The sequence below is a fragment of the Bradyrhizobium sp. ma5 genome, from assembly GCF_042258955.1.
GTDB lineage: Bacteria > Pseudomonadota > Alphaproteobacteria > Rhizobiales > Xanthobacteraceae > Bradyrhizobium.
Genome location: NZ_CP170156.1, coordinates 769,875 through 790,776 on the forward strand (window position 1 = coordinate 769,875; position 20,902 = coordinate 790,776).

The 20,902-nt window shown below is 64.5% G+C and carries 21 protein-coding genes; 18 read left to right on the forward strand and 3 right to left on the reverse strand.

Translation table 11 applies throughout. From position 1 onward, the window contains the following. Nucleotides 1-130: 130 nt before the first annotated feature. The 4 genes from ACE103_RS03520 (at nucleotide 131) to ACE103_RS03535 (ending at nucleotide 5,320) form a co-directional block, all read left to right on the forward strand. Nucleotides 131-940 (forward strand): alpha/beta fold hydrolase, encoded by an 810-nt coding sequence (locus ACE103_RS03520; protein ID WP_375778351.1) that lies wholly within the window; start codon nucleotides 131-133, stop codon nucleotides 938-940. A gap of 165 nt (nucleotides 941-1,105) precedes the next feature. Next, on the forward strand, nucleotides 1,106-2,794 hold the full coding sequence (boxC, locus tag ACE103_RS03525) for a 2,3-epoxybenzoyl-CoA dihydrolase (protein WP_375778352.1): 1,689 nt from the start codon (nucleotides 1,106-1,108) through the stop codon (nucleotides 2,792-2,794). A 21-nt stretch (nucleotides 2,795-2,815) separates the two neighbouring features. After that, entirely contained in the window at nucleotides 2,816-4,252 is a 1,437-nt protein-coding gene (gene boxB, locus ACE103_RS03530) for a benzoyl-CoA 2,3-epoxidase subunit BoxB (protein WP_375780998.1), read from the forward strand. A 228-nt stretch (nucleotides 4,253-4,480) separates the two neighbouring features. Then, nucleotides 4,481-5,320, forward strand: coding sequence for an alpha/beta fold hydrolase (locus tag ACE103_RS03535; RefSeq protein ID WP_375778353.1), 840 nt, complete (start codon nucleotides 4,481-4,483; stop codon nucleotides 5,318-5,320). 151 nt (nucleotides 5,321-5,471) lie between these two features. Here the strand turns inward: ACE103_RS03535 and ACE103_RS03540 are convergent, their stop codons facing one another. Continuing rightward, on the reverse strand, nucleotides 5,472-6,272 hold the full coding sequence (locus ACE103_RS03540) for an SDR family NAD(P)-dependent oxidoreductase (RefSeq protein WP_375778354.1): 801 nt from the start codon (nucleotides 6,270-6,272) through the stop codon (nucleotides 5,472-5,474). Nucleotides 6,273-6,524: 252 nt separating this feature from the next. Further along, a complete protein-coding gene (locus ACE103_RS03545; RefSeq protein ID WP_375778355.1) occupies nucleotides 6,525-6,797 on the reverse strand; it encodes a hypothetical protein in 273 nt (90 codons plus the stop codon). Between the two features lie 158 nt (nucleotides 6,798-6,955). Between ACE103_RS03545 and ACE103_RS03550 the strand changes: the two genes are divergently transcribed. After that, nucleotides 6,956-7,681, forward strand: coding sequence for a sulfite exporter TauE/SafE family protein (locus tag ACE103_RS03550; RefSeq protein WP_375778356.1), 726 nt, complete (start codon nucleotides 6,956-6,958; stop codon nucleotides 7,679-7,681). A 12-nt stretch (nucleotides 7,682-7,693) separates the two neighbouring features. On the opposite strand, the gene ACE103_RS03555 is transcribed toward ACE103_RS03550, so the two are convergent. Next, the gene (locus ACE103_RS03555; protein WP_375778357.1) at nucleotides 7,694-8,752 is read right to left on the reverse strand and encodes a polysaccharide deacetylase family protein; all 1,059 of its coding nucleotides are present in this window, start codon (nucleotides 8,750-8,752) and stop codon (nucleotides 7,694-7,696) included. Nucleotides 8,753-8,933: 181 nt separating this feature from the next. Between ACE103_RS03555 and ACE103_RS03560 the strand changes: the two genes are divergently transcribed. From ACE103_RS03560 to phoB, 13 genes are all read left to right on the forward strand, one after another. Continuing rightward, entirely contained in the window at nucleotides 8,934-10,328 is a 1,395-nt protein-coding gene (locus ACE103_RS03560) for an OmpA family protein (RefSeq protein ID WP_375778358.1), read from the forward strand. Between the two features lie 2 nt (nucleotides 10,329-10,330). Then, on the forward strand, nucleotides 10,331-10,627 hold the full coding sequence (locus ACE103_RS03565) for a hypothetical protein (RefSeq protein WP_223974949.1): 297 nt from the start codon (nucleotides 10,331-10,333) through the stop codon (nucleotides 10,625-10,627). A 108-nt stretch (nucleotides 10,628-10,735) separates the two neighbouring features. Then, on the forward strand, nucleotides 10,736-11,326 hold the full coding sequence (locus ACE103_RS03570; protein WP_375778359.1) for a TetR family transcriptional regulator C-terminal domain-containing protein: 591 nt from the start codon (nucleotides 10,736-10,738) through the stop codon (nucleotides 11,324-11,326). Beyond that, the gene (locus ACE103_RS03575; RefSeq protein ID WP_375778360.1) at nucleotides 11,323-12,234 is read left to right on the forward strand and encodes a haloalkane dehalogenase; all 912 of its coding nucleotides are present in this window, start codon (nucleotides 11,323-11,325) and stop codon (nucleotides 12,232-12,234) included. Before ACE103_RS03570 ends, ACE103_RS03575 begins: the two co-directional genes overlap by 4 nt. A gap of 19 nt (nucleotides 12,235-12,253) precedes the next feature. After that, nucleotides 12,254-12,481, forward strand: a complete 228-nt coding sequence (locus ACE103_RS03580) for a SelT/SelW/SelH family protein (RefSeq protein WP_223974954.1) — start codon at nucleotides 12,254-12,256, stop codon at nucleotides 12,479-12,481. Between the two features lie 352 nt (nucleotides 12,482-12,833). Then, nucleotides 12,834-13,889, forward strand: a complete 1,056-nt coding sequence (locus ACE103_RS03585) for a lysylphosphatidylglycerol synthase domain-containing protein (RefSeq protein ID WP_245452840.1) — start codon at nucleotides 12,834-12,836, stop codon at nucleotides 13,887-13,889. Nucleotides 13,890-13,973: 84 nt separating this feature from the next. After that, nucleotides 13,974-15,287 (forward strand): ATP-binding protein, encoded by a 1,314-nt coding sequence (locus tag ACE103_RS03590; RefSeq protein WP_375778361.1) that lies wholly within the window; start codon nucleotides 13,974-13,976, stop codon nucleotides 15,285-15,287. Between the two features lie 135 nt (nucleotides 15,288-15,422). Next, nucleotides 15,423-16,433: a phosphate ABC transporter substrate-binding protein PstS gene (gene pstS, locus ACE103_RS03595; RefSeq protein WP_223974957.1), complete on the forward strand. Its 1,011-nt coding sequence runs from the start codon at nucleotides 15,423-15,425 to the stop codon at nucleotides 16,431-16,433. 229 nt (nucleotides 16,434-16,662) lie between these two features. Next, complete coding sequence (gene pstC, locus ACE103_RS03600) at nucleotides 16,663-17,652, forward strand: phosphate ABC transporter permease subunit PstC (RefSeq protein WP_375778362.1); 990 nt, start codon at nucleotides 16,663-16,665, stop codon at nucleotides 17,650-17,652. Between the two features lie 4 nt (nucleotides 17,653-17,656). Further along, nucleotides 17,657-18,502, forward strand: a complete 846-nt coding sequence (pstA, locus tag ACE103_RS03605) for a phosphate ABC transporter permease PstA (protein ID WP_375778363.1) — start codon at nucleotides 17,657-17,659, stop codon at nucleotides 18,500-18,502. After that, complete coding sequence (gene pstB, locus ACE103_RS03610; protein WP_029079896.1) at nucleotides 18,499-19,317, forward strand: phosphate ABC transporter ATP-binding protein PstB; 819 nt, start codon at nucleotides 18,499-18,501, stop codon at nucleotides 19,315-19,317. The genes pstA and pstB overlap by 4 nt, the downstream gene beginning before the upstream one ends. Nucleotides 19,318-19,328: 11 nt before the next feature. After that, nucleotides 19,329-20,045 (forward strand): phosphate signaling complex protein PhoU, encoded by a 717-nt coding sequence (phoU, locus tag ACE103_RS03615; protein WP_050403109.1) that lies wholly within the window; start codon nucleotides 19,329-19,331, stop codon nucleotides 20,043-20,045. Nucleotides 20,046-20,175: 130 nt separating this feature from the next. Further along, nucleotides 20,176-20,886: a phosphate regulon transcriptional regulator PhoB gene (phoB, locus tag ACE103_RS03620; protein ID WP_016844067.1), complete on the forward strand. Its 711-nt coding sequence runs from the start codon at nucleotides 20,176-20,178 to the stop codon at nucleotides 20,884-20,886. The last annotated feature ends 16 nt before the right edge of the window (nucleotides 20,887-20,902 follow it).

Genomic DNA, 20,902 nt, shown 5'->3' on the forward strand with positions numbered 1-20,902 from the left:
CGAACGCCGGGACCCATACGCCGCGGCCTTCGTTTTTGAAAGACGCTGTTCAACGGCTTTTGCGCAACAACTGACCCCTGTGGTTATGGGTCCCGGCCTTCGCCGGGACGACGAGTGAGGAAGGCCCACCATGACGAACTTGAACCCCGCAGGCTTCCTCAGCATCGACGGCGCCGAACTCGAGTACCGGATGATCGGTCCGTCACCCGAGACGGCGCCGACCCTCGTGATGCTCCACGAAGGTCTCGGCAGCGTCGGGCTGTGGGGCGACTTCCCCGACAAGCTGCAGGCGGCCACCGGCGCCGGCGTGTTTGCCTATTCGCGCGCGGGCTATGGCGCGTCGTCGCCGGCGAAGCTGCCGCGTCCGGTCGACTATATGCATCGCGAAGCGCTGGACGTGCTGCCGAAGCTGCTCGATCGGATCGGCTTCCGCCGCGGCCTCTTGGTCGGCCATTCCGACGGCGCGTCGATCGCGGCGATCTATGCCGGCGCGCATCAGGATCATCGCCTGCACGGCCTCGCGTTGCTCGCGCCGCACTTCGTCGTCGAGGACATTTCGGTGAAGTCGATCGCCGAGATCAAGACGGCGTACGAGACCACCAATCTGAAAGAGAAGCTGGCGCGCTGGCACAAGGATGTCGACAACACCTTCCGCGGCTGGAACGACGCCTGGCTCGATCCGGCATTCCGCGACTGGGATATCTCCGAATATCTCGCCTATATCCGCGTGCCGGTGCTGATCGTGCAGGGCGCGGATGATCAATACGGCACGATGCGCCAGGTCGAGATCGCCCAGGACGAATGCTACTGCCCGGTCGACGTCGCCGCGATCGGCGGCGCCGGCCACTCGCCGCACCGCGAGGCACCCGCGGTGACGCTGGACGCGGTCACCGAATTCGCCAAAGCGGCGCTGCGCGACGACCCGGCACTGGCGGCCTGACTTTTGGTGCCGGTGCCAGGCCATTGGCCTAGCGGGCGAATTTCCCAAACATGAAACAAAATGCATGTTTTTGAGTTTTGAACTAGACGAGACCAAAAACATGCATTATTGTGCATGAAGACCTCGACGACGAACCTTCCAACGAACAACAGATAAGGGTGGCCCATGGCTGGTGACGATCGCGTCCTTGCAGGCGGGGCGAAGTACATCGACTTCCAGACCAACCCGTCGCGCTACCGGCACTGGAAGCTCGACATTGCAGGCGACGTCGCGACGCTGACGATGGACGTCGACGAGAACGCCGGCCTGTTCGAGGGCTATCAGCTCAAGCTTAATTCGTACGACCTCGGCGTCGACATCGAACTCGCGGACGCCGTGCAGCGGCTGCGCTTCGAGCATCCCGAGGTGAAGGTCGTGGTGATGCGCTCGGGCAAGAACCGCGTGTTCTGCGCCGGCGCCAACATCCGGATGCTGGCGGGCTCGACGCACGCCCACAAGGTCAACTTCTGCAAATTCACCAACGAGACCCGCAACGGGCTGGAGGATTCCAGCGAGAATTCCGGCCAGAGCTTCATCACCGTCGTCAACGGTACCGCGGCCGGCGGCGGCTATGAGCTGGCGCTCGCGACCGACCACATCATGATGGCCGATGACGGCGCCGCCGCCGTCGCGCTGCCGGAAGTGCCGCTGCTCGCGGTGCTGCCGGGCACCGGCGGCCTCACGCGTGTGGTCGACAAGCGCAAGGTGCGCCGCGACCACGCCGACTTCTTCTGCACCATCGAGGAAGGCATCAAGGGCAAGCGCGCGGTGCAGTGGCGGCTGGTCGACGAGATCGCGCCGAACTCCAAGCTCGAGGGCAAGCTTGCCGAGCGCGTCAAGGAATTCGCCGCGAAGTCGAAGCGCAACGGCGAAGGGCGTGGCATCGCGCTGGCGCCGCTGACGCGGACCATCGACGACAGCGCTATCCGCTATGGCTTTGTCAGCGTCGACATCGATCGCGCCGCGCGCATCGCCACCATTACGATCAAGGCGCCGGAAGCTGCGGCGCCTGCCGACATCGACGGCATGGTCGGACAGGGCGCTTCGTTCTGGCCGTTGCAGGTCGCCCGCGAGCTCGACGATGCGATCCTGCATCTGCGCATCAACGAGCTCGAGACCGCGATGTTGGTGTTCAAGAGCCATGGCGACCGCGCCAATGTCGTGTCCTACGACGCGTTCCTGGAGGCCAACAAGGCGCACTGGCTGGTCAACGAGGTCAGGCATTATTGGAAGCGCGTGCTCAAGCGCATCGACGTCACCTCGCGCACGCTGGTGACGCTGGTCGAGCCCGGCTCCTGCTTCGTCGGCACCTTGGCCGAGCTCGTGTTCGCCGCCGACCGCTCCTACATGCTGATCGGCCAGAAGCAGGGCGACAACCGCCCGCCGCCGGCGATCGAACTGACGGCGATGAATTTCGGGCCGTATCCGATGAGCCATGGCCTGACCCGGCTGCAATCGCGCTTCCAGGCCGACCCAATGGATATCGAGCGCGCACAAGGCTCGATCGGCAAGGCGCTCGACGCGGAGGAGGCCGAGGAGCTCGGCCTCGTCACCTTCGCGCTCGACGACATCGACTGGGACGACGAGGTCCGCGTGTTCTTCGAGGAACGCACCTCGTTCTCGCCCGACGGTCTCACCGGCATGGAAGCCAATTTGCGTTTCGTCGGTCCGGAGACCATGGAATCGAAGATCTTCTCGCGCCTCACGGCGTGGCAGAACTGGATCTTCCAGCGGCCGAACGCGGTCGGTGAGGACGGCGCGCTGCGCCGCTACGGCACCGGCCAGAAGGCGCAATTCGACATGACACGAGTTTAAGGGAGCACGGCCATGAACATCATGAACGTCGATTACTCGACCAAGATTCCGAACAACGTGAATCTCGCCGAAGACCGCCAGGTGCTCAAGGCGCTGGAAGGCTGGCACCCCGGCTACATGGACTGGTGGAAGGACATGGGGCCAGACGGCTTCCAGGAGTCGCTGGTCTATCTGCGCACCGCCTACTCGGTCGATCCGCGCGGCTGGGCCAAGTTCGACTACGTGCGGATGCCCGAATATCGCTGGGGCATTTTGCTTGCACCGCAGGAAGAGAACCGGGTCATTCCGTTCGGCGAAGACTACGGCAAGCCGGCCTGGCAGGAAGTCCCCGGCGAGCATCGCGCGATGCTGCGCCGCCTGATCGTGATCCAGGGCGACACCGAGCCCGCCTCGGTCGAGCAGCAGCGCCATCTCGGCAAGACCGCGCCCTCGCTCTACGACATGCGCAATCTGTTCCAGGTCAATGTCGAGGAAGGCCGCCATCTCTGGGCGATGGTCTACCTCTTGCAGAAGTATTTCGGCCGCGACGGCCGCGAGGAGGCCGACGATTTGCTGCGCCGCCGCTCGGGCGATGCGGATAGCCCACGCATGCTCGGCGCCTTCAACGAGGCGACGCCGGACTGGCTGTCGTTCTTCATGTTCACCTACTTCACCGACCGCGACGGCAAGATGCAGCTGCACTCGCTGGCGCAGTCGGGCTTCGATCCGCTGTCGCGCACCTGCCGCTTCATGCTGACTGAGGAAGCCCATCACATGTTCGTCGGCGAGACCGGCATCACCCGCGTCGTGCAGCGCACCTGCGATGCGATGATGGAAGCCGGCATCACCGATCCGAACGACATCGCAAAAATCCGCGCGCTCGGCGTCATCGATCTTCCGACCATCCAGAAGAAGCTGAACCTCCATTATTCGCTGTCGCTCGATTTGTTCGGTTCCGAAGTGTCGACCAATGCGGCCAACGCCTTCAATGCCGGCATCAAGGGCCGCTACAAGGAAACCACGATCGAGGACGATCACCAGCTCAAGAGCTCGACCTATCCGGTCATGAAGATGGTGGACGGCCAGATCAAGATGGTCGACGAGCCGGCGCTGACCGCGCTCAACATGCGGCTGCGCGACGACTACACGCAGGATTGCGTCAAGGGCATGCTGCGCTGGAACAAGGTGATCTCCACCGCCGGCATCGACTACAAGCTCGCGGTGCCGAACACCGCCTTCCACCGCCAGATCGGCGAGTTCAAGGACATCCATGCGACGCCCGATGGCCTCTTGATCGACGACGCCACCTGGGCCAAGCGCAAGAACGACTGGCTGCCGTCGACCGCGGATGGCGACTTCATCGCCTCGCTGATGAAGCCGGTGACCGAACCCGGCGAGTTCGCCTCCTGGATCTCGGCGCCCAAGGTCGGCATCGACAACAAGCCTGGCGACTTCGAATATGTGAGAATCGAGAGCTGAGTTTCAGCTGGTAGTTCCTCTCCTCCCGGAGGGGCCGAAAAGGGGTAAGCCGAGAAGGTCCTGGCTTGCCCCTTTTCTTTTGGAGACGTGCGTTCGCGCGCGATGAAGCCTTGGGGCTTCCCGGCTTGACAAGCGCGACGCCTTCGCGCGGAAATCACGCAGCTTCAACATGAACTGCAATGACCGCTTCAGCCGGTTGTCGCGGATCAGGATTACAGCGGGGCCATCATGAGTGAAGAGATTTTTCCGGGGCCGACCCTGCGTCCGCTCAAGCTCCAGTTCGGTGAGCAAACGATCGCGGGCTTCGAGAGTGCGGGCACTGGCCGCGACATCCTGCTCGTCCACGGCAATTCGTCGTCGTCGCAGATTTGGCAGAAGCAACTCCAGGGGCCGCTTGGCGCCAAGTACCGCCTGGTCTCGATCGACCTTCCCGGTCACGGCGGCTCGTCGCCTGCGCCAGATCCGGAGCACGGTTATTCGGGTGCAGGCTATGCCGGCTGCATCGCGGCGGCCGCAAAAGAGCTTGGCCTGAAGGACGCGGTGGTGTTGGGCTGGAGCCTCGGTGGACACGCCGTGCTCAACGCAGCCCCGTCTTTGCCGATGGCAGCCGGGCTCATGATTTTCGGCACGCCGCCGATCGCCAAGACGCCGGACGGGTTCTCCGGGTTCAAGGGGCTGTCGGCCACAACGTTCACGCCGGCGCCCAGCGATGCCGAGATCGCGGCCTGGCTGAAAACGGTCTTCGCGCCGGATTATGCGCCGTTGCCCTCGTTCGTCGACGCCGATTTCCGCCGCACCGATGGCAATGCGCGCGGCTTCCTCGGCGCCAGCGTGCAGGCCGGCCGCTTCGCCGACGAGGTCGAGATCGTGCGCGGCCTCAGGATTCCGCTGGCGATCGTGCATGGCAGCGAGGAGCAGATGGTCGATCTCGGTTATCTGCAACGGCTGCCCGCGCCGACGCTATGGCGCGGCCAGGTTCAGGTGATCGAAGGCGCCGGCCACGCCACGCAGTGGGAACGAGCCGACGCGTTCGATCGACTCGTCGACGCGTTCGCGTCGAGTCTCTGAGCTGACGTGTCATCACCCGCGAAAGCGGGTGATCCAGTATTCCAGAGGCAGCAGAGCAGGATTGAGAGGCCGCCGCGTACTGGACGCCCCGGTCTAGCCGGGGCATGACAGCGGTAGAATGGCGCCCACGGCCGATCGTCGCGATACCGTGCTACCCCGCGATCTCCAGCCCCGCGGTCGCGTAGACCACGCCGCCATCGACCGCGATGGTGTTGCCCACGACATAGTCGCCGGCGCGCGAGGCCAGATAGATCGCGGTGCCCGCCATGTCCTCGTCGCTGCCCACGCGCCGCGACGGAACGCGCTGTGCAACCTCGTCGGCGTGGTCGCGCGCGGCCCGGTTCATGTCCGACTTGAACGCGCCGGGCGCAATCGCGGTGACGTTGATGTTGTCCTTGACCAGGCGCGTCGCCATCCGTCGCGTCAGATGGATCACCGCGGCCTTGCTGGCGGCATAGGAATAGGTCTCCATCGGGTTGACGAAGATGCCGTCGATCGAGGCGATGTTGATCACCTTGCCCGGTTTGCCCTGCGTCGCCGCGGCGCGCAGCGGCTTGGCTAGCGCCTTGGTCAGGAAGAAGATCGACTTGACGTTGAGGTTCATCACCTTGTCCCAGCCGCTCTCCGGGAATTCGTCGAAGTCCGCGCCCCATGCCGCGCCGGCATTGTTGACTAGGATATCGAGCTTCGGCTCGCGCTTGATGATCTCGCCCGCGAGCTTCTCGCAGCCCTCGACGGTCGAGATGTCGATCGGCAGCGCGATGCATTCGCCGTCATAGGCGGCGGTGAGCTCCTGGGCGGTGGCCTCGCAGGGACCGGCCTTGCGCGCGGTGATGTAGACCTTCGCGGCACCCTGCGCGAGGAAGCCGGCCGCGATCATCTTGCCGATGCCGCGCGATCCCCCGGTCACCAGTGCGACGCGGCCCTTCAGTGAGAACAGATCCTTGAACATGTTGCCTCCTTAGCTATGCCTAGCGTTCTGGCCGGGTTGATGGAGCTAGTCAAGGAACCGCCGCCGCCGGCGAACGCGCAGCCTGCTCGATCTCTGGCGATGTTCTGATCAGTTTACCCGCGAAGGGCGGGCGTCGAATCGATCAAGCTTTCTTGAGATGTGATGCAGTGCACAAACTGGTCAGCCGGTTTTGCCGCATCATGCGCGCGGGGTGGAATTCCAGATCAAGGAGTTCCAATAATGAAGCACATTTCATTGCCGGTGGCCGGTGTGATGCCTGTCACCCCCGTTCAATTTCGCCGAAGGCGGAAAGGACTGTTCGCAGCGATCGTCGGCGCAATTCACTATTCGCGGCGGATTCAGGCGCGACGCGTTCTCAAGCAATATCAGCATCTGATCGACCGCGCCGACCGGCATTGCACCAATTTGGAGGGCGGCCGCAATGTCCGTTACTGAACGGTCGTCGACGCGCAAATCGGTCATCCGGCTTCCGGAGGTCAGCGAGATCACGCTGCTTGTTGCCATCGCAATCGGATTTCTTGTGCTGCACTTCCTCACTGCGACGTTGCTGATGCCAGCGGCCACGGCAGATGCGGCCGCGCCGCAAGAGGCGAGGGCGGTTCACACCGACTAGCGCCTTCCCGATCCATCCATCATCGCCGTCATCAACGGAGGTCCACGCTGTGGCCGACGTCACGTCATTTCTTGTGCTCAGCGCTGCGGTGTTTTGCGGCGCCTTCGTGTCCGGTCTCGCTGGCTTTGCCTTTTCCGCAATCGCCGGCGCCATCCTGCTGCATGCGATGTCGCCGACCGAGGCGGTGCCGCTGATGATGGCATGCAGCGTCGGTGTGCAGGCAGCCAATCTGTGGGCGCTTCGGCACAACATCCAGTGGAAGCAGAGCCTGTCCCTGATCGCCGGTGGGCTGCTCGGCGTGCCGCTCGCGCTTTGGCTGTTGCACAACACAGACAGCCGGACCTTTCGTGAAGGCTTCGGAATCTTGGTCGCGTTCTATGCCGGCTACATGCTGTTCAGGCCTGCGATCGGCTACGGCCGGTTGCCGGAGGGGCGCAACGCGCTTGTCGGATTTGGCGGCGGCCTGATCGGCGGGCTGACGGCGATGCCGGGCGCGCTGCCGACCATCTGGTGCGATATGCATGGCGTGCCGAAGCAGCAACAGCGCGGCCTCGTGCAACCCTTCATCGCCGCGATGCAGATTTCGGCGCTCGTGATGATGCTGCTGCATCGCGACCTCTCGATGAAGGTCGCCTATGACGTCGTGCTTGGCGCTCCGGCGCTGCTTGCCGGTTCGTGGCTCGGCATCTTTGCCTTTCGCAACATCGACGAGGCCAACTTCAGGCGGGTGATCCTCGGCCTGTTGCTGGTGTCGGGACTGCTGCTGGTGGTTTAGGACGTTGCTTGATTACGCCGCGTCGATGCGGCGAAAACCGTTCCACACCGCGGTGGCGGCGCCTGATGTCAGCACCGGCAAGAGCCGCGCGTCCTGGTAATTGCCGTTCAGCGAGACCCGCTGCAATGCGGTCAGATGCTCGGCGCTTTCGGGAAACAGCATGCCCGGCCGCGTCGTCACCGCTGTCCGAAAGCCGATCGACCGGGCGAGCGCGAATTCGCGCTGCCCGGCGGCGATCCGGTCGCCATAGGGATAGGCGAGATGCGCGACCTGCCGCTGCAGCGCATCCTCGATCCGTGCCCGGCTGGTAGCGAGTTCGAACGATGCGACGGTCTCGCTCTGCTTGGCGAGATTGCAATGGGTGATGGTGTGGGCGCCGATGGTGACCAGCGGATCGTCGGCAAAGCCGCGCAATTCGTCCCAGGACATGCAGAGCTCGCGCGCGATGCCGGCCTCGTCGACACCGAGGCGGACGCACAGCGCGGATATCTCGGCCTGCATCTCCTTCTCGCCCGGCAGCGAGCGCAGCCAGTCGTGCATGCGGCCGAACGCAACTCGCTTGGCTTGCGGCGTCGCGGTGTCGATCCGCGTCATCACGCCGGCGATCGGCACCTCGATCGCCGATGCTGCGGCGATGATCCGCTCGAGCGCGATCCACCACAATTTGCCGCAGCCCTCGGCGAAATCGCTCGCGACAAACACCGTGAACGGTGCGCCGAACTCGCGCATGACAGGCAGCGCGAAATCGCGGTTGTCGCGGTAGCCGTCGTCGCAGGTGAAGCAGGCGAAGCGCCGCGCGAAATTCCGTTCGGTGAGGCGGCGATGCGCCTCGTCCATGCTGACGACATCGACGTCGAGCGCGCGCAGATGCGTCAGCATCGCGCGCAGGAAGTCCGGCGTGACCTCGAGATGATGGTTGGGTTGGAACGCGTCGGCGCGGCGCGGGCGGACGTGGTGCAGCATGAAGATGGCGCCGACGCCGGCAAAGATCGGCCGCAGCAGGATATGCGCACCCGAGAAATACAACGCCTCCATCCCGGCACGGATCACGGTGTTGCGGAGTTGTTTCATGAGGGGCACGGGCTGGCCGATTTGCATTCCGTCGGAAACTTAGCGAAACACCACTGAAGAAACTGTTATCCCGATCCAATATGGCACCCCCGCCATGGTCTTTGATTCGGCCTTTGATTTGGGGTTTGACAGTCAGCCAAGGGTTTGTTTTCTCTCTAGTTCCAGACCCGCAGGACGCTGAATGCACGGACTTTTCAAGTGGAGTAGCAAGTGGTGGCCGGGGGTGATTCCACTGGTCGTCCTGTGGGGCATCGCGGCCTGGACCTCAACGGGAACGGTCGAAGCGGACTTGGCTGCGCGCTCTAATGCCGCACTCAAGGATACGGTGCTCGACAAGCGCCGCATCAGTGTCGACGGCCGCGACGTGACCTTTGCGGCCAATGCCTTCTCCGAGGACGGCCGTCTCAGCGCGGTGGCGTCGGTCGAGGCGGTGCCGGGCGTGCGGCTGGTCAACGACGAGACCCGCCTCGTTGCCGAAGCCAAGCCCTTTGTGTGGTCCGCCGAACGCGACGTGGTGCGGGTCACGCTCGGCGGCAACGCGCCGCTGCCGTCGAGCAAGAGCAAGTTGACCGAGGCCGCGAAGGCCAGTCTCGGCGGCGTCGAGGTGGTGGATCAGATGGCGCTCGCGCGCGGCGCACCGTCGCGGTTCGACCCGGCGGCGCTGTTGTTGCTCGACCAGATCGGCAAGCTGAAGGAAGGCAAGATCACGCTGACCGACAACAAGGTTGCTCTCGCCGGCATGGCGCGCGAGCTCGGCGGACGCGAAGCGGTGGCGGCGGCGCTGAAGAATCTGCCGGAAGGTTATTCGATCGCCGCCAACGACATCAAGGCGCCGCCTTACGTGTTTCAGGCCTACAAGGATCCGGTCGCGGTGACGCTGACGCTGACCGGCTACGTGCCCGACAACAACGTGCATGCCGCGCTGGTCGCCGCCGCCGGCCGCAAGTTCTTCAGCGAGAAGGTCGTCGACAATCTCAAGGCCAGCATCGGCGCGCCCTCAGGGTTTGCTGCGGCGGTGGTGCCTGCGCTCGGCGCACTGTCGCGGCTGTCGACCGGGACGCTCGTGGTGTCGGACCGCGAGGTGAAGCTGTCGGGCGATGCGCTCTATGATGCCGCGGCCGGCCAGATCCGCGACGGGCTCGGCAAGGATTTTCCGCAGGGCTGGCAGTACAAGGCCGAGGTCACGGTCAAGCCGGCGGCGGCGCCGGTCGATCCGACGGTGTGCCAGCAGCTGTTTTCCGAGATCCTCTCCAAGGGCAAGATCCGCTTCGAGTCCGGCAAGGCCGACATCGTCCCTGACTCTGCCGGTCTGCTTGACCGCCTGATCGAGACCGCGATGCGCTGTCCCAACGCGACGATCGAAGTCGCCGGCCACACCGACAGCGACGGCGAGGAGGCGGCCAACCAGGCCTTGTCGGAGCGCCGCGCGCAGGCCGTGGTCGATTACCTCGTGCGCACCGGACTGCCTGCCAACCGTTTCACGTCGATCGGCTATGGCAGCACGCAGCCGCTCGCCGGCAACGAGAGTGAAGACGGCAAGGCGCAAAACCGCCGCATCGAATTCGTGGTGAAGTAGCGATGACCGTGCTCGCAACATTCTTCTGGGGTTGGCTGCTCGGCGCCGCGCTGCTCGGCTTCGGCATGGGCTGGATCGCGGTGGTGCATCGGGCGCAGGGCGTCTCGAAGGTGTGGATCCGCTGGCTGGCGCTGCTCGCCGTCGCGCTGGTCGCGGCATCGTTTGCGCGGGTCGTGCCCGGCCGCTTCGGCTACTGGCTAGACCTGTTCCTTGTCATGTTCGCGCTCTATCTCGTCGGCTGTGCGATCGGCTCCTGGCTGCGTGACTGGGTGGTCTCGCGCAGCAGGCCCGCGAGCTGATCCAAAACCCCTGATCCAACAGGTCCGAGCGGCGTCGCCGAGTGCAGGGCGAGCCGCATGCATTTTACCGCTTGACATTAATACGTACGTACGTATTAGATGGCGCCCATGCCAAAACCCTCTCTCCGCGATGCGATCCTCGACGCCGGCCTGAAGGAAATGTTCCGGACTGGCTATCACGGCACGAGCGTGCGCGACGTCACCGCCGCGGCCGGCGCGCCGCAGGGCTCGTTCACCAACCATTTCCGCTCCAAGGAGCTGTTCGCGTCGGAAGTGCTCGATCGCTACTTCCTCTATGTGCGCGGCCTCGTCGCCGAAGCCCTCGGCGACACGGCACTGCCGCCGCGCGACCGGCTCCGGCGCTATCTCGATCTCATCACCGGCAAGCTGGCGCATGACGGCTTCACCCGCGGCTGCCTGATCGGCGATTTCAGCCTCGAGGCGTCGGGCTCGAGCGAGATGCTGCGCGAGCAGCTCGACGAGATCTTCCGGGAATGGCGTGCGCCGTTTGCGGCCTGCATCGCTGAGGCCCAGGCCAGGCGCGAGATCGCGTCCGACTTTGATCCCGATGCGCTCGCCGATTTCCTGCTCGCATCCTGGCAGGGCGCGATGCTGCGCATGAAGGTCGAGCGCAGCGCGGCCGCGCTCGAGCGTTTCACGACGATCGCCTTCCAAACCGTGTTCAAGGAGTTGCCATGACCATGTCTGCCGATATCAGTCTGCATCATCGCCCGGTGCTCGGGACCACGATGGCCTATCGCGAAACCGGACGCAGCGATGCGCCGCACGTGCTGTTCCTGCACGGCAATCCGACTTCATCCTATATCTGGCGCAACATCATGCCGCTGGTGGCGCCGGTCGGGCACTGCATCGCGCCCGACCTGATCGGCTACGGCCAGTCCGGCAAGCCCGACATCGCCTACCGCTTCTTCGACCATGCGGATTATCTCGATGCGCTGATCGACGAGCTCGGCATCAGCTCGGCGTATCTCGTCGCCCAGGATTGGGGCACCGCGCTCGCGTTCCATCTCGCGGCGCGCCGCCCGCAACTCGTGCGCGGGCTCGCCTTCATGGAATTTATCCGGCCGATGTCGACATGGAGCGATTTCGATCCCGATCACGGCGTGCGCGAAGAAACCTTTCGCAAGTTCAGGACCGAAGGTGTGGGCGAGGCGATGATTCTGGAAGGCAATGCCTTCATCGAGCGTGTTCTTCCGAACGGGATGCTGCGCAAGCTGAGTGAGGAAGAGATGGCCGCTTATCGTGCGCCGTTTGCGACGCGCGAGAGCCGCAAGCCGACCTTGATGCTGCCGCGCGAGCTGCCGATCGCGGGCGAACCTGCCGACGTCGATCAGGCGCTCGCCACAGCGCATGCGGCGCTCGCGGCATCGACCTATCCGAAGCTGCTGTTTGCGGGATCTCCCGGGGCACTGGTGTCGCCGGCCTTCGCCGCCGATTTTGCGGCGAGGCTGCAGCATTGCGCGGTCATCCAGCTCGGCGCTGGCGCGCATTATCTACAGGAAGACCATCCGGAGGCGATCGGCCGCTCGGTTGCAGGGTGGATCGCCGGGATCGAAGCCGTCAACGCGCAACATCTCGCAGCATGAGTGGATGGGAGAGCACGCCATGACCGATCTCTCGATCATCTATTGCCGTCCGTGCGGTTACGAGAAGCGCGCCAGGGAGGCCGCCGCGCTGCTGCGCGAACGGCTTGCGCTCGATGCAGAGCTGGTGCCCGGCAAGGGCGGCGTCTTCGAGGTCAAGGTTGACGGCAAAGTGATCGCCAAGCGCGTGAAGGGGCATTTCCCCGATGCCGCCGAAATCGTCACCGCAGTGGCTGCGGCACGGGCATAAAAGTCCACGCAGGCTTGCCTGATCGTCGTCGCATGACCATTGCGGCGGCGATTTTCGCTGCGCGGACGCCGTGCGTCGCTCTCGCCCCCGTAGTTTCCCGGATGGCCTTGCGCAGCGTTCGGCGGGCTAACTGCCGCACGTCGATGTCAAGTCTTGTCGAACGTGGCGAGAAACGCGCATATTTGTGCACCCGCTGTCATGAATCATCCCTAATATCTTGAAGATGCGCGTTTTATTGTCGTTTGACGAATTCCACTCCGGCTTAAAACGCGCTACAGGGGTCGGGGCACAGCGAAGCGCCGGCGGAGTTCGCCCGGGAGCCGTCGTCGCGGGATCGCAATTCGAGGTCTAGATGCTGGAAGCAATACGCAGGGCGATGGCGTTTCTGCGCCAGAAGCAAATCCTGCATCGGCTGGGTGTTGTCATCAGCATCGCCGTCATCGGCATCGCCTGCTACGTCCTCTATCACATGCTGCGCGGCATCGACACCAACGAGGTGCTCGAGGCCATCAAGAGCACCGAGCCGCGACAAATCGCGCTGGCGGGACTGTTCGTCGCAGCCGGCTACTTCACGCTGACCTTCTACGACCTGTTCGCGGTGCGCGCGATCGGTCACGCCCACGTGCCCTATCGCATCAATGCGCTCGCGGCATTCACCTCGTATTCGATCGGCCACAATGTCGGCGCCAGCGTCTTCACCGGCGGCGCGGTGCGCTACCGGATCTATTCGGCCTGGGGATTGAACGCGATCGACGTCGCCAAGATCTGCTTTCTCGCCGGACTGACCTTTTGGCTCGGCAATGCCGCGGTGCTCGGGCTCGGCATCGCCTATCATCCGGAAGCCGCCGCCAACATCGACCAGCTGCCGCCCTGGCTCAACCGCACCCTGGCGTGCGGCATCATCATCGCGCTGGTCGCTTATGTGGTCTGGGTCTGGACCCAGCCCCGGGTGGTCGGCCGCGGTCCCTGGACGGTGACCTTGCCGGGCGGCCCGCTGACGCTGCTGCAGATCGCGATCGGCATCGTCGACCTCGGCTTCTGCGCGCTGGCGATGTACGTGCTGGTGCCGGACGAGCCCAATCTCGGCTTCGTCGTGGTCGCGGTCATCTTCGTGTCGGCGACCCTGCTCGGCTTCGCCAGCCACTCCCCCGGCGGGCTCGGGGTGTTCGACGCCGCCATGCTGGTCGGCCTCTGGCAGATGGACCGCGAGGACCTGCTCGGCGGTATGCTGTTGTTCCGCCTGCTCTACTATATTGCGCCGTTCGTCATATCTGTAATCTTGCTGACGTTTCGGGAGGTTATTGTCGGCGCCCGACTCAAACGGCTGCCGCAGACTGATTCGGGTCCCCGCGCTGAGCCGCACCACGAGGCGGTTCTGGTCCGCAAGCGCGGTGATTCCGGGGTCTGATGACGCGGCCCGATGCCTCCCGAGGGAAGGTCGATATGACCGCGCCTGGGCGAGACATGAACCGACGGGAAGAAAGCCGCCGCGATGGCCATTGACGATACGCCGCATTCGATTTTCTCGCCCTGGCCCGACCGCTTGCGCCATTCCGCGCTGATCCTGCTTGCCGCAGCGCTGGCGCTGAGCGTCGTGGTCGCGCTCGGCGAGTTGTCGCTGGTGCGCGCCTGCGCGGTGTTCGTCTGCATCGCGGCCGCGGCGCTGGTGCCCTGGCGGCTGCATGATGCCGGCACCTCGCGCGAGGATGTCCGCCACGGCAATCCGGTCGAGGCGACCGCCGTCAGCGCGGTCGTCGCCGGCATGCCGGACCCGGCCGTGCTGCTCGATCGCGCGGGTCGCGTCATCCATCTCAACACCGCCGCGGCCCAGCTGGCGCCGGCGCTGCGCAAGAACGAGCTGGCGCAATTTGCCCTGCGTTCGCCGGAGATTATCACCGCATTGCGCGAGGCGATCGCGACCACCGAGCCGCGCCGCGCCACCTACTCCGACCACGTTCCGGTCGATCGCTGGATGGAACTGGTGATCACGCCGGTGCCGGTGCCGACCCAGTTCGGCGGCACCGAGAAATGCATGCTGATGACCTTCCACGATCTGACGCCGCTGCGCCGGGTCGAGGAGATGCGCGCCGACTTCGTCGCCAACGCCAGCCACGAGCTGCGCACGCCGCTCGCCGCGTTGTCCGGCTTCATCGACACCTTGCAGGGGCCGGCGCGCGAGGACGCGCGGGCGCGCGAGCGCTTCCTCGGCATCATGCACACCCAGGCGACCCGCATGGCTCGGCTGATCGACGACCTGCTGTCGCTGTCGCGGGTCGAGCTGTCGGCCCATGTGCGGCCCGAGGCGTCGATTGATATCGTGCCGATCATCCGCCAGGTGGCCGACGGGCTCGAGGCGCTGGCCAGCGAGCGCCAGGTCGAGATCGACGTCGACCTGCCACCGACCCCGGTCACGATCGCCGGCGACCGCGAGGAACTGCTCCGCCTGTTCGAGAACCTGATCGAGAACGCGCTCAAATACGGCGCCTCGGGCGGCCGCGTCATAGTGTCGCTCAATCAGGCCGTTTCGGGCGCATCGGGCGAGGGGAGCCCCGAAATCCGTGTCATGGTACGGGATTTCGGTCCCGGCATCGCCCCGGAGCACCTGCCGCGGCTGACCGAGCGGTTCTACCGGGTGGACGTCGGCGACAGCCGTAACCAGGGTGGAACCGGCCTCGGATTATCGCTGGTGAAACATATTCTTAACCGTCATCGCGGGCGTCTCGTGATCGAGAGCGTGCCGAAGAATGGCGCGACTTTTACCGCCTGTTTTCCCCGGCCGAAGACCCCGTTACCGACCCAAAGCTAAGCGTTTTCAGCCGCTTGGCGCTGTCATCGAACTGTCATCCAACCTTCGTAAAAGCAGCACCGACCGCTCCTAGATGGACCGGCGTGAGCGCTATCGGGCGCATGCGGCGCTTCGCTCACAAATGGAGACGACCCCATGAATTTCATCAAAGCAATCGTCGCTGCCGGCATGATCGCCGCTTCGACGTCGGCCTTCGCTGCCGATATTACCGGCGCGGGCGCGACGTTTCCGTTCCCGATCTATTCGAAGTGGGCTGATGCCTACAAAAAGGACACCGGCAATGGCCTGAACTATCAGTCGATCGGTTCCGGCGCCGGCATCAAGCAGATCCAGGCCAAGACCGTGACCTTCGGCGCCACCGACGCGCCGCTCAAGGCCGAGCAGCTCGAGAAGGACGGCCTCGTCCAGTGGCCGATGGTGATGGGCGCGATCGTTCCGGTCGTGAACGTCGAAGGCATCAAGTCGGGCGATCTCGTGCTCTCCGGCGAAGTGCTCGGCGACATCTATCTCGGCAAGATCACCAAGTGGAATGACGCGGCGATCGCCAAGCTCAATCCGAAGCTGACCCTGCCGGCCGACGCGATCACCGTCGTGCGCCGTTCGGACGGTTCGGGCACCACCTTCAACTTCACCGACTACCTCTCCAAGTCGAACGCCGACTGGAAGTCCAAGGTCGGTTCCGGCACCGCGGTCGAGTGGCCGGTCGGCGTCGGCGCCAAGGGTAACGAAGGCGTTGCCGGCAACATCAGCCAGACCAAGAACGCGATCGGCTATGTCGAATACGCCTATGCCAAGCAGAACAAGCTGACCTACACCGCGCTGGTCAACAAGGCCGGCAAGACCGTGCAGCCGACCATCGCCGCCTTCCAGGCTGCTGCGTCGAATGCCGACTGGGCCAAGGCTCCCGGCTACTACGTGATCCTGACCGACCAGCCGGGCGAAGCCTCCTGGCCGATCACCGCGGCGACCTTCATCCTGATGCACAAGGACTCGACCGACAAGGCGGCCTCGCAGGAAGCGATCAAGTTCTTCAAGTACGCCTTCGAGAAGGGTGGCAAGGCGGCCGAAGAGCTCGACTACATCCCGATGCCGGAATCGGTCGTCAAGCTGATCGAGAAGACCTGGTCCTCGGACATCAAGAGCTAAGTCAGACGTTTCGAAAACGGCCTGTGCCGCCTCCCAAGGGCGGCACAGGTCGACCGATTGAGACCCGGGCTCCATCACCGCGGCAAGAAACGCGGGGTGGGGCCGGGGGTCGCGCCCCGGGTGGCGCAAGCCGGAACGACGCCCGGTCAAATGCGTCATTGAAGATCGCTTCGGGGCGTAGCGGTTTGCGTAGCTTTCACATAGTAATGAGGGGATTGGCGTGGCAGACATGGCTGTTCAGAGCGATGTGATGGAAGCCGCGGGACCTTACGATCGCGCCAAGGCCCTCAGCGCCTTCAAGCTCGGTGATCTCACGTTCTATTGGATCACCCGGATCTCGGCGATTTCGGTTCTGTTGATCCTCGGCGGCATCATCCTGTCGCTGATCGCCGGCGCCTGGCCGGCGATGAAGGAATACGGCTTCGCCTTCCTCTGGACGCAGCGCTGGGCGCCCTCGGCCGATCCGCCGGTGCTCGGCGCGCTCGGCCCGATCTACGGCACGCTGATCACGTCCGTCATCGCGATGATGATCGCCATTCCGGTCGGCATCGGCATCGCCGTGTTCCTCACCGAACTCTGCCCGCAAATACTGCGCCGTCCGATCGGCATCGCCATCGAGCTGCTCGCCGGCATCCCCTCGATCATCTACGGCATGTGGGGCTTCTTCGTGCTGGGCCCGTTCCTGGCCAACACGTTCCAGCCCTTCATGATCAGGATCTTCGAGGGCGTCCCGGTGCTGGGTGCGGTGTTCGCAGGGCCGCCGTCCTATCTCAGCCTGTTCAACGCCGCGCTGATCCTCGCGATCATGGTGCTGCCCTTCATCACCGCGATCTCGGTCGACGTGTTCAAGACCGTGCCGCCGGTCCTGAAGGAAGCCGCCTACGGCATGGGCTGCACCACCTGGGAAGTCGTCCGCAACGTCGTGATCCCGTACACCCGCGTCGGGGTGATCGGCGGCATCATGCTGGCGCTCGGCCGCGCACTCGGCGAGACCATGGCGGTGACCTTCATCATCGGCAACTCGTTCCGCATCTCGTCGTCGATCTTCGCGCCGGGCACCACGATCTCGGCGGCGATCGCCAGCGAATTCGCCGAGAGCGACGGCTTGCACCAGTCCGGCCTGATCCTGCTCGGCCTCCTGCTGTTCGTGCTGACCTTCTTCGTGCTCGCCGGCGCCCGGCTGATGCTGATGCGGCTTGAAAAGAAGGCGGGGAAATAGCGCCATGAACCCGATCTACAAATCCCGCCGTCGCAGCGACATCGTCATTCGCGCACTCTGTGTCGGTGCGGCGCTGTTCGGCGTCACCTGGCTGGCGCTGATCCTGTTCACGCTGCTCTATAACGGCCTTGCCGGCCTCAGCGTGCAGCTGTTCACCCAGAACACGCCGCCGCCCGGTTCGACCGACGGCGGCCTGCTCAACGCCATTGTCGGCTCGGTCATCATGACCGTGATCGGCGTTGGCATCGGCGCGCCGCTCGGCCTGTTCGCCGGCACCTACCTCGCCGAATACGGGAAGCACGACAAGCTCACCTCGGTGATCCGCTTCATCAACGACATCCTGCTCAGCGCGCCCTCGATCATCATCGGCTTGTTTATCTATGGTGCGGTGGTGGTGCCGATGCGCGGCTTCTCGGCGATTGCGGGTGCGCTCGCGCTCGCCGTGATCGTGATCCCGGTCGTGGTGCGCACCACCGAAGACATGCTGCTGCTGGTGCCCAATCCGCTGCGCGAGGCAGCCTCCGCGCTCGGCCTGCCGCGTTCGCTGGTGATCAAGCGGATCGCTTATCGTGCTGCGCGTAGCGGCTTGATCACCGGCGTGCTGCTGGCGACCGCCCGTGTCGCCGGTGAAACCGCGCCGCTGCTGTTCACCGCGCTGTCGAACCAGTTCTTCAGCTGGGATTTGACCAAGACGATGGCCAACCTGCCGGTGACCATCAACAACTTCGTGCAGAGCCCCTACGCCTACTGGAAAGAGCTGGCGTGGAGCGGTGCGCTGCTCATCACCTTCACTGTGCTCGCGCTGAATATCGGCGCGCGTATCCTTGGTGCCGAAAGGGCCACAAAATGACCGAGCTTTCCGTCTCCACGACCGTCGCGAGCCACGTTCCCCAGGTTCCGCTGCCGGAAGCGCCGCCGAAAGTCACGGTGCGCAACCTCAACTTCTATTACGGCGAGCACCACGCGCTGAAGAACATCAACCTGACGCTCGGCACCAACCGCGTCACGGCGTTCATCGGCCCGTCGGGCTGCGGCAAGTCGACCCTGCTGCGGATCTTCAACCGGATGTACGACCTTTATCCGGGCCAGCGCGCGGTCGGCCAGCTGATGCTGGACCAGACCAACATTCTCGATCCCAAGCTCGACCTCAATTTGCTGCGCGCGCGGGTCGGTATGGTGTTCCAGAAGCCGACGCCGTTCCCGATGACGATCTACGAGAACATCGCCTTCGGCATCCGCCTCTACGAGAAGATCTCGAAGTCCGAGATGGACGATCGGGTCGAGAAGGCGCTGCGCGGCGGCGCGCTGTGGAACGAGGTCAAGGACAAGCTGAACGCCTCCGGCCTGTCGCTCTCCGGCGGCCAGCAGCAGCGCCTGTGCATCGCGCGCACCGTGGCGGTGCGGCCCGAGGTGATCCTGTTCGACGAGCCGTGCTCGGCGCTCGATCCGATCTCGACCGCCAAGGTCGAGGAGCTGATCCAGGAACTCTCAGAGGACTACACGATCGCGATCGTTACCCACAACATGCAGCAGGCGGCGCGCGTCTCCGACAAGACCGCCTTCATGTATCTCGGCGAGCTGATCGAGTTCGACGACACCAACAAGATATTCACCTCGCCGAGCGATCGACGGACTCAGGATTACATCACCGGCCGGTTCGGCTGAGGAGATACAAGATGGCTTCTGAACATACCGCCAAGGCATTCGACAGCGACCTGCAGGAGTTGACTCGCCTGGTCGCCGAGATGGGCGGCCTCGTCGAGCGGATGATCACCGAGTCGGTCGACGCGCTGATCCGTCGCGACGTCGCGCTCGGCAAGCGCGTGGTCGCCGCCGACATCGAGATCGACAATCTGCAGCGCGTCATCGAAGAGCGCGCGGTGCTGACGATCGCCCGCCGCCAGCCGATGGCGATCGACCTGCGCGAAATCGTCAGCGCGATGCGCGTCGCCACCGACCTCGAGCGGATCGGCGACCTCGCCAAGAACATGGGCAAGCGCGTCGCGGCGCTGGAGAGCGATTTCCAGCCGCTGAAGCTGATCCGCGGCCTGGAGCACATGACCGACCTCGTGCTGTCGCAGGTCAAGTCGGTGCTCGACGCCTATGCCGCGCACGATCTGCCGGCGGCGATGAACGTCTGGAAGGGTGACGAGGAGGTCGATGCGATCTGCACCTCGCTGTTCCGCGAGCTCTTGACCTACATGATGGAGGATCCGCGCAACATCTCGTTCTGTATCCATCTGATGTTCTGCGCCAAGAACATCGAGCGGATCGGCGATCACGCCACCAACATCGCCGAGACGGTGTTCTACATGATCGAGGGCCAGCAGATCACCGACAAGCGCCCGAAGGGCGACATGACCAACTTTGCCACCACGGTGCCGGGTACCTAGGACATGATCCGCAGGCGCGGAGCCGGATTGTCTTCACGACAAGTCGTTTCCGCGGGGGTTGTGCTCAGGAAAGTAAGCGTTTCGGTTTGCGTCTGGGCAACGGATCATCACAGAGAGAGAACTTAAACCGATGAGCGCACGCATTCTGGTAGTCGAAGACGAGGAAGCGCTGACGACATTGTTGCGCTACAACCTCGATGCGGAAGGCTACGATGTCGAAACGGTGGGGCGCGGCGACGATGCCGATACCCGCCTGAAGGAGCGCGTTCCCGACCTCGTGGTGCTGGACTGGATGCTGCCGGGCCTGTCCGGCATCGAGCTGTGCCGCCGCCTGCGGGCGCGGCCCGAGACCAAGCAGCTTCCGATCATCATGCTGACCGCGCGCGGCGAGGAGAGCGAGCGCGTGCGCGGGCTTGCCACCGGCGCCGACGACTACATCGTCAAGCCGTTCTCGGTGCCGGAACTGCTGGCGCGGGTGAAGGGCCTGCTGCGTCGTGCGAGCCCGGAGCGGCTTGCGACCGTGCTGACCTATGGCGACATCGAGCTCGACCGCGAGAAGCGCCGCGTGGCGCGCTCGGGACGTCCGATCGATCTCGGTCCGACCGAGTATCGGCTGCTCGAATTCTTCCTCGAACATCCCGGCCGCGTGTTCAGCCGCGAGCAGCTGCTCGACAGCGTCTGGGGCCGCGACATCTATATCGATGAGCGTACCGTCGACGTGCATATCGGCCGCCTGCGCAAGCTGCTCAATCCGGGCCGCGAGCAGGATCCGATCCGCACCGTGCGCGGCGCCGGCTACGCGCTCGACGATCGCTTCGCGAAGGCCGAGCCGCAGCCGTAGGCTGGCAGGCGATCGC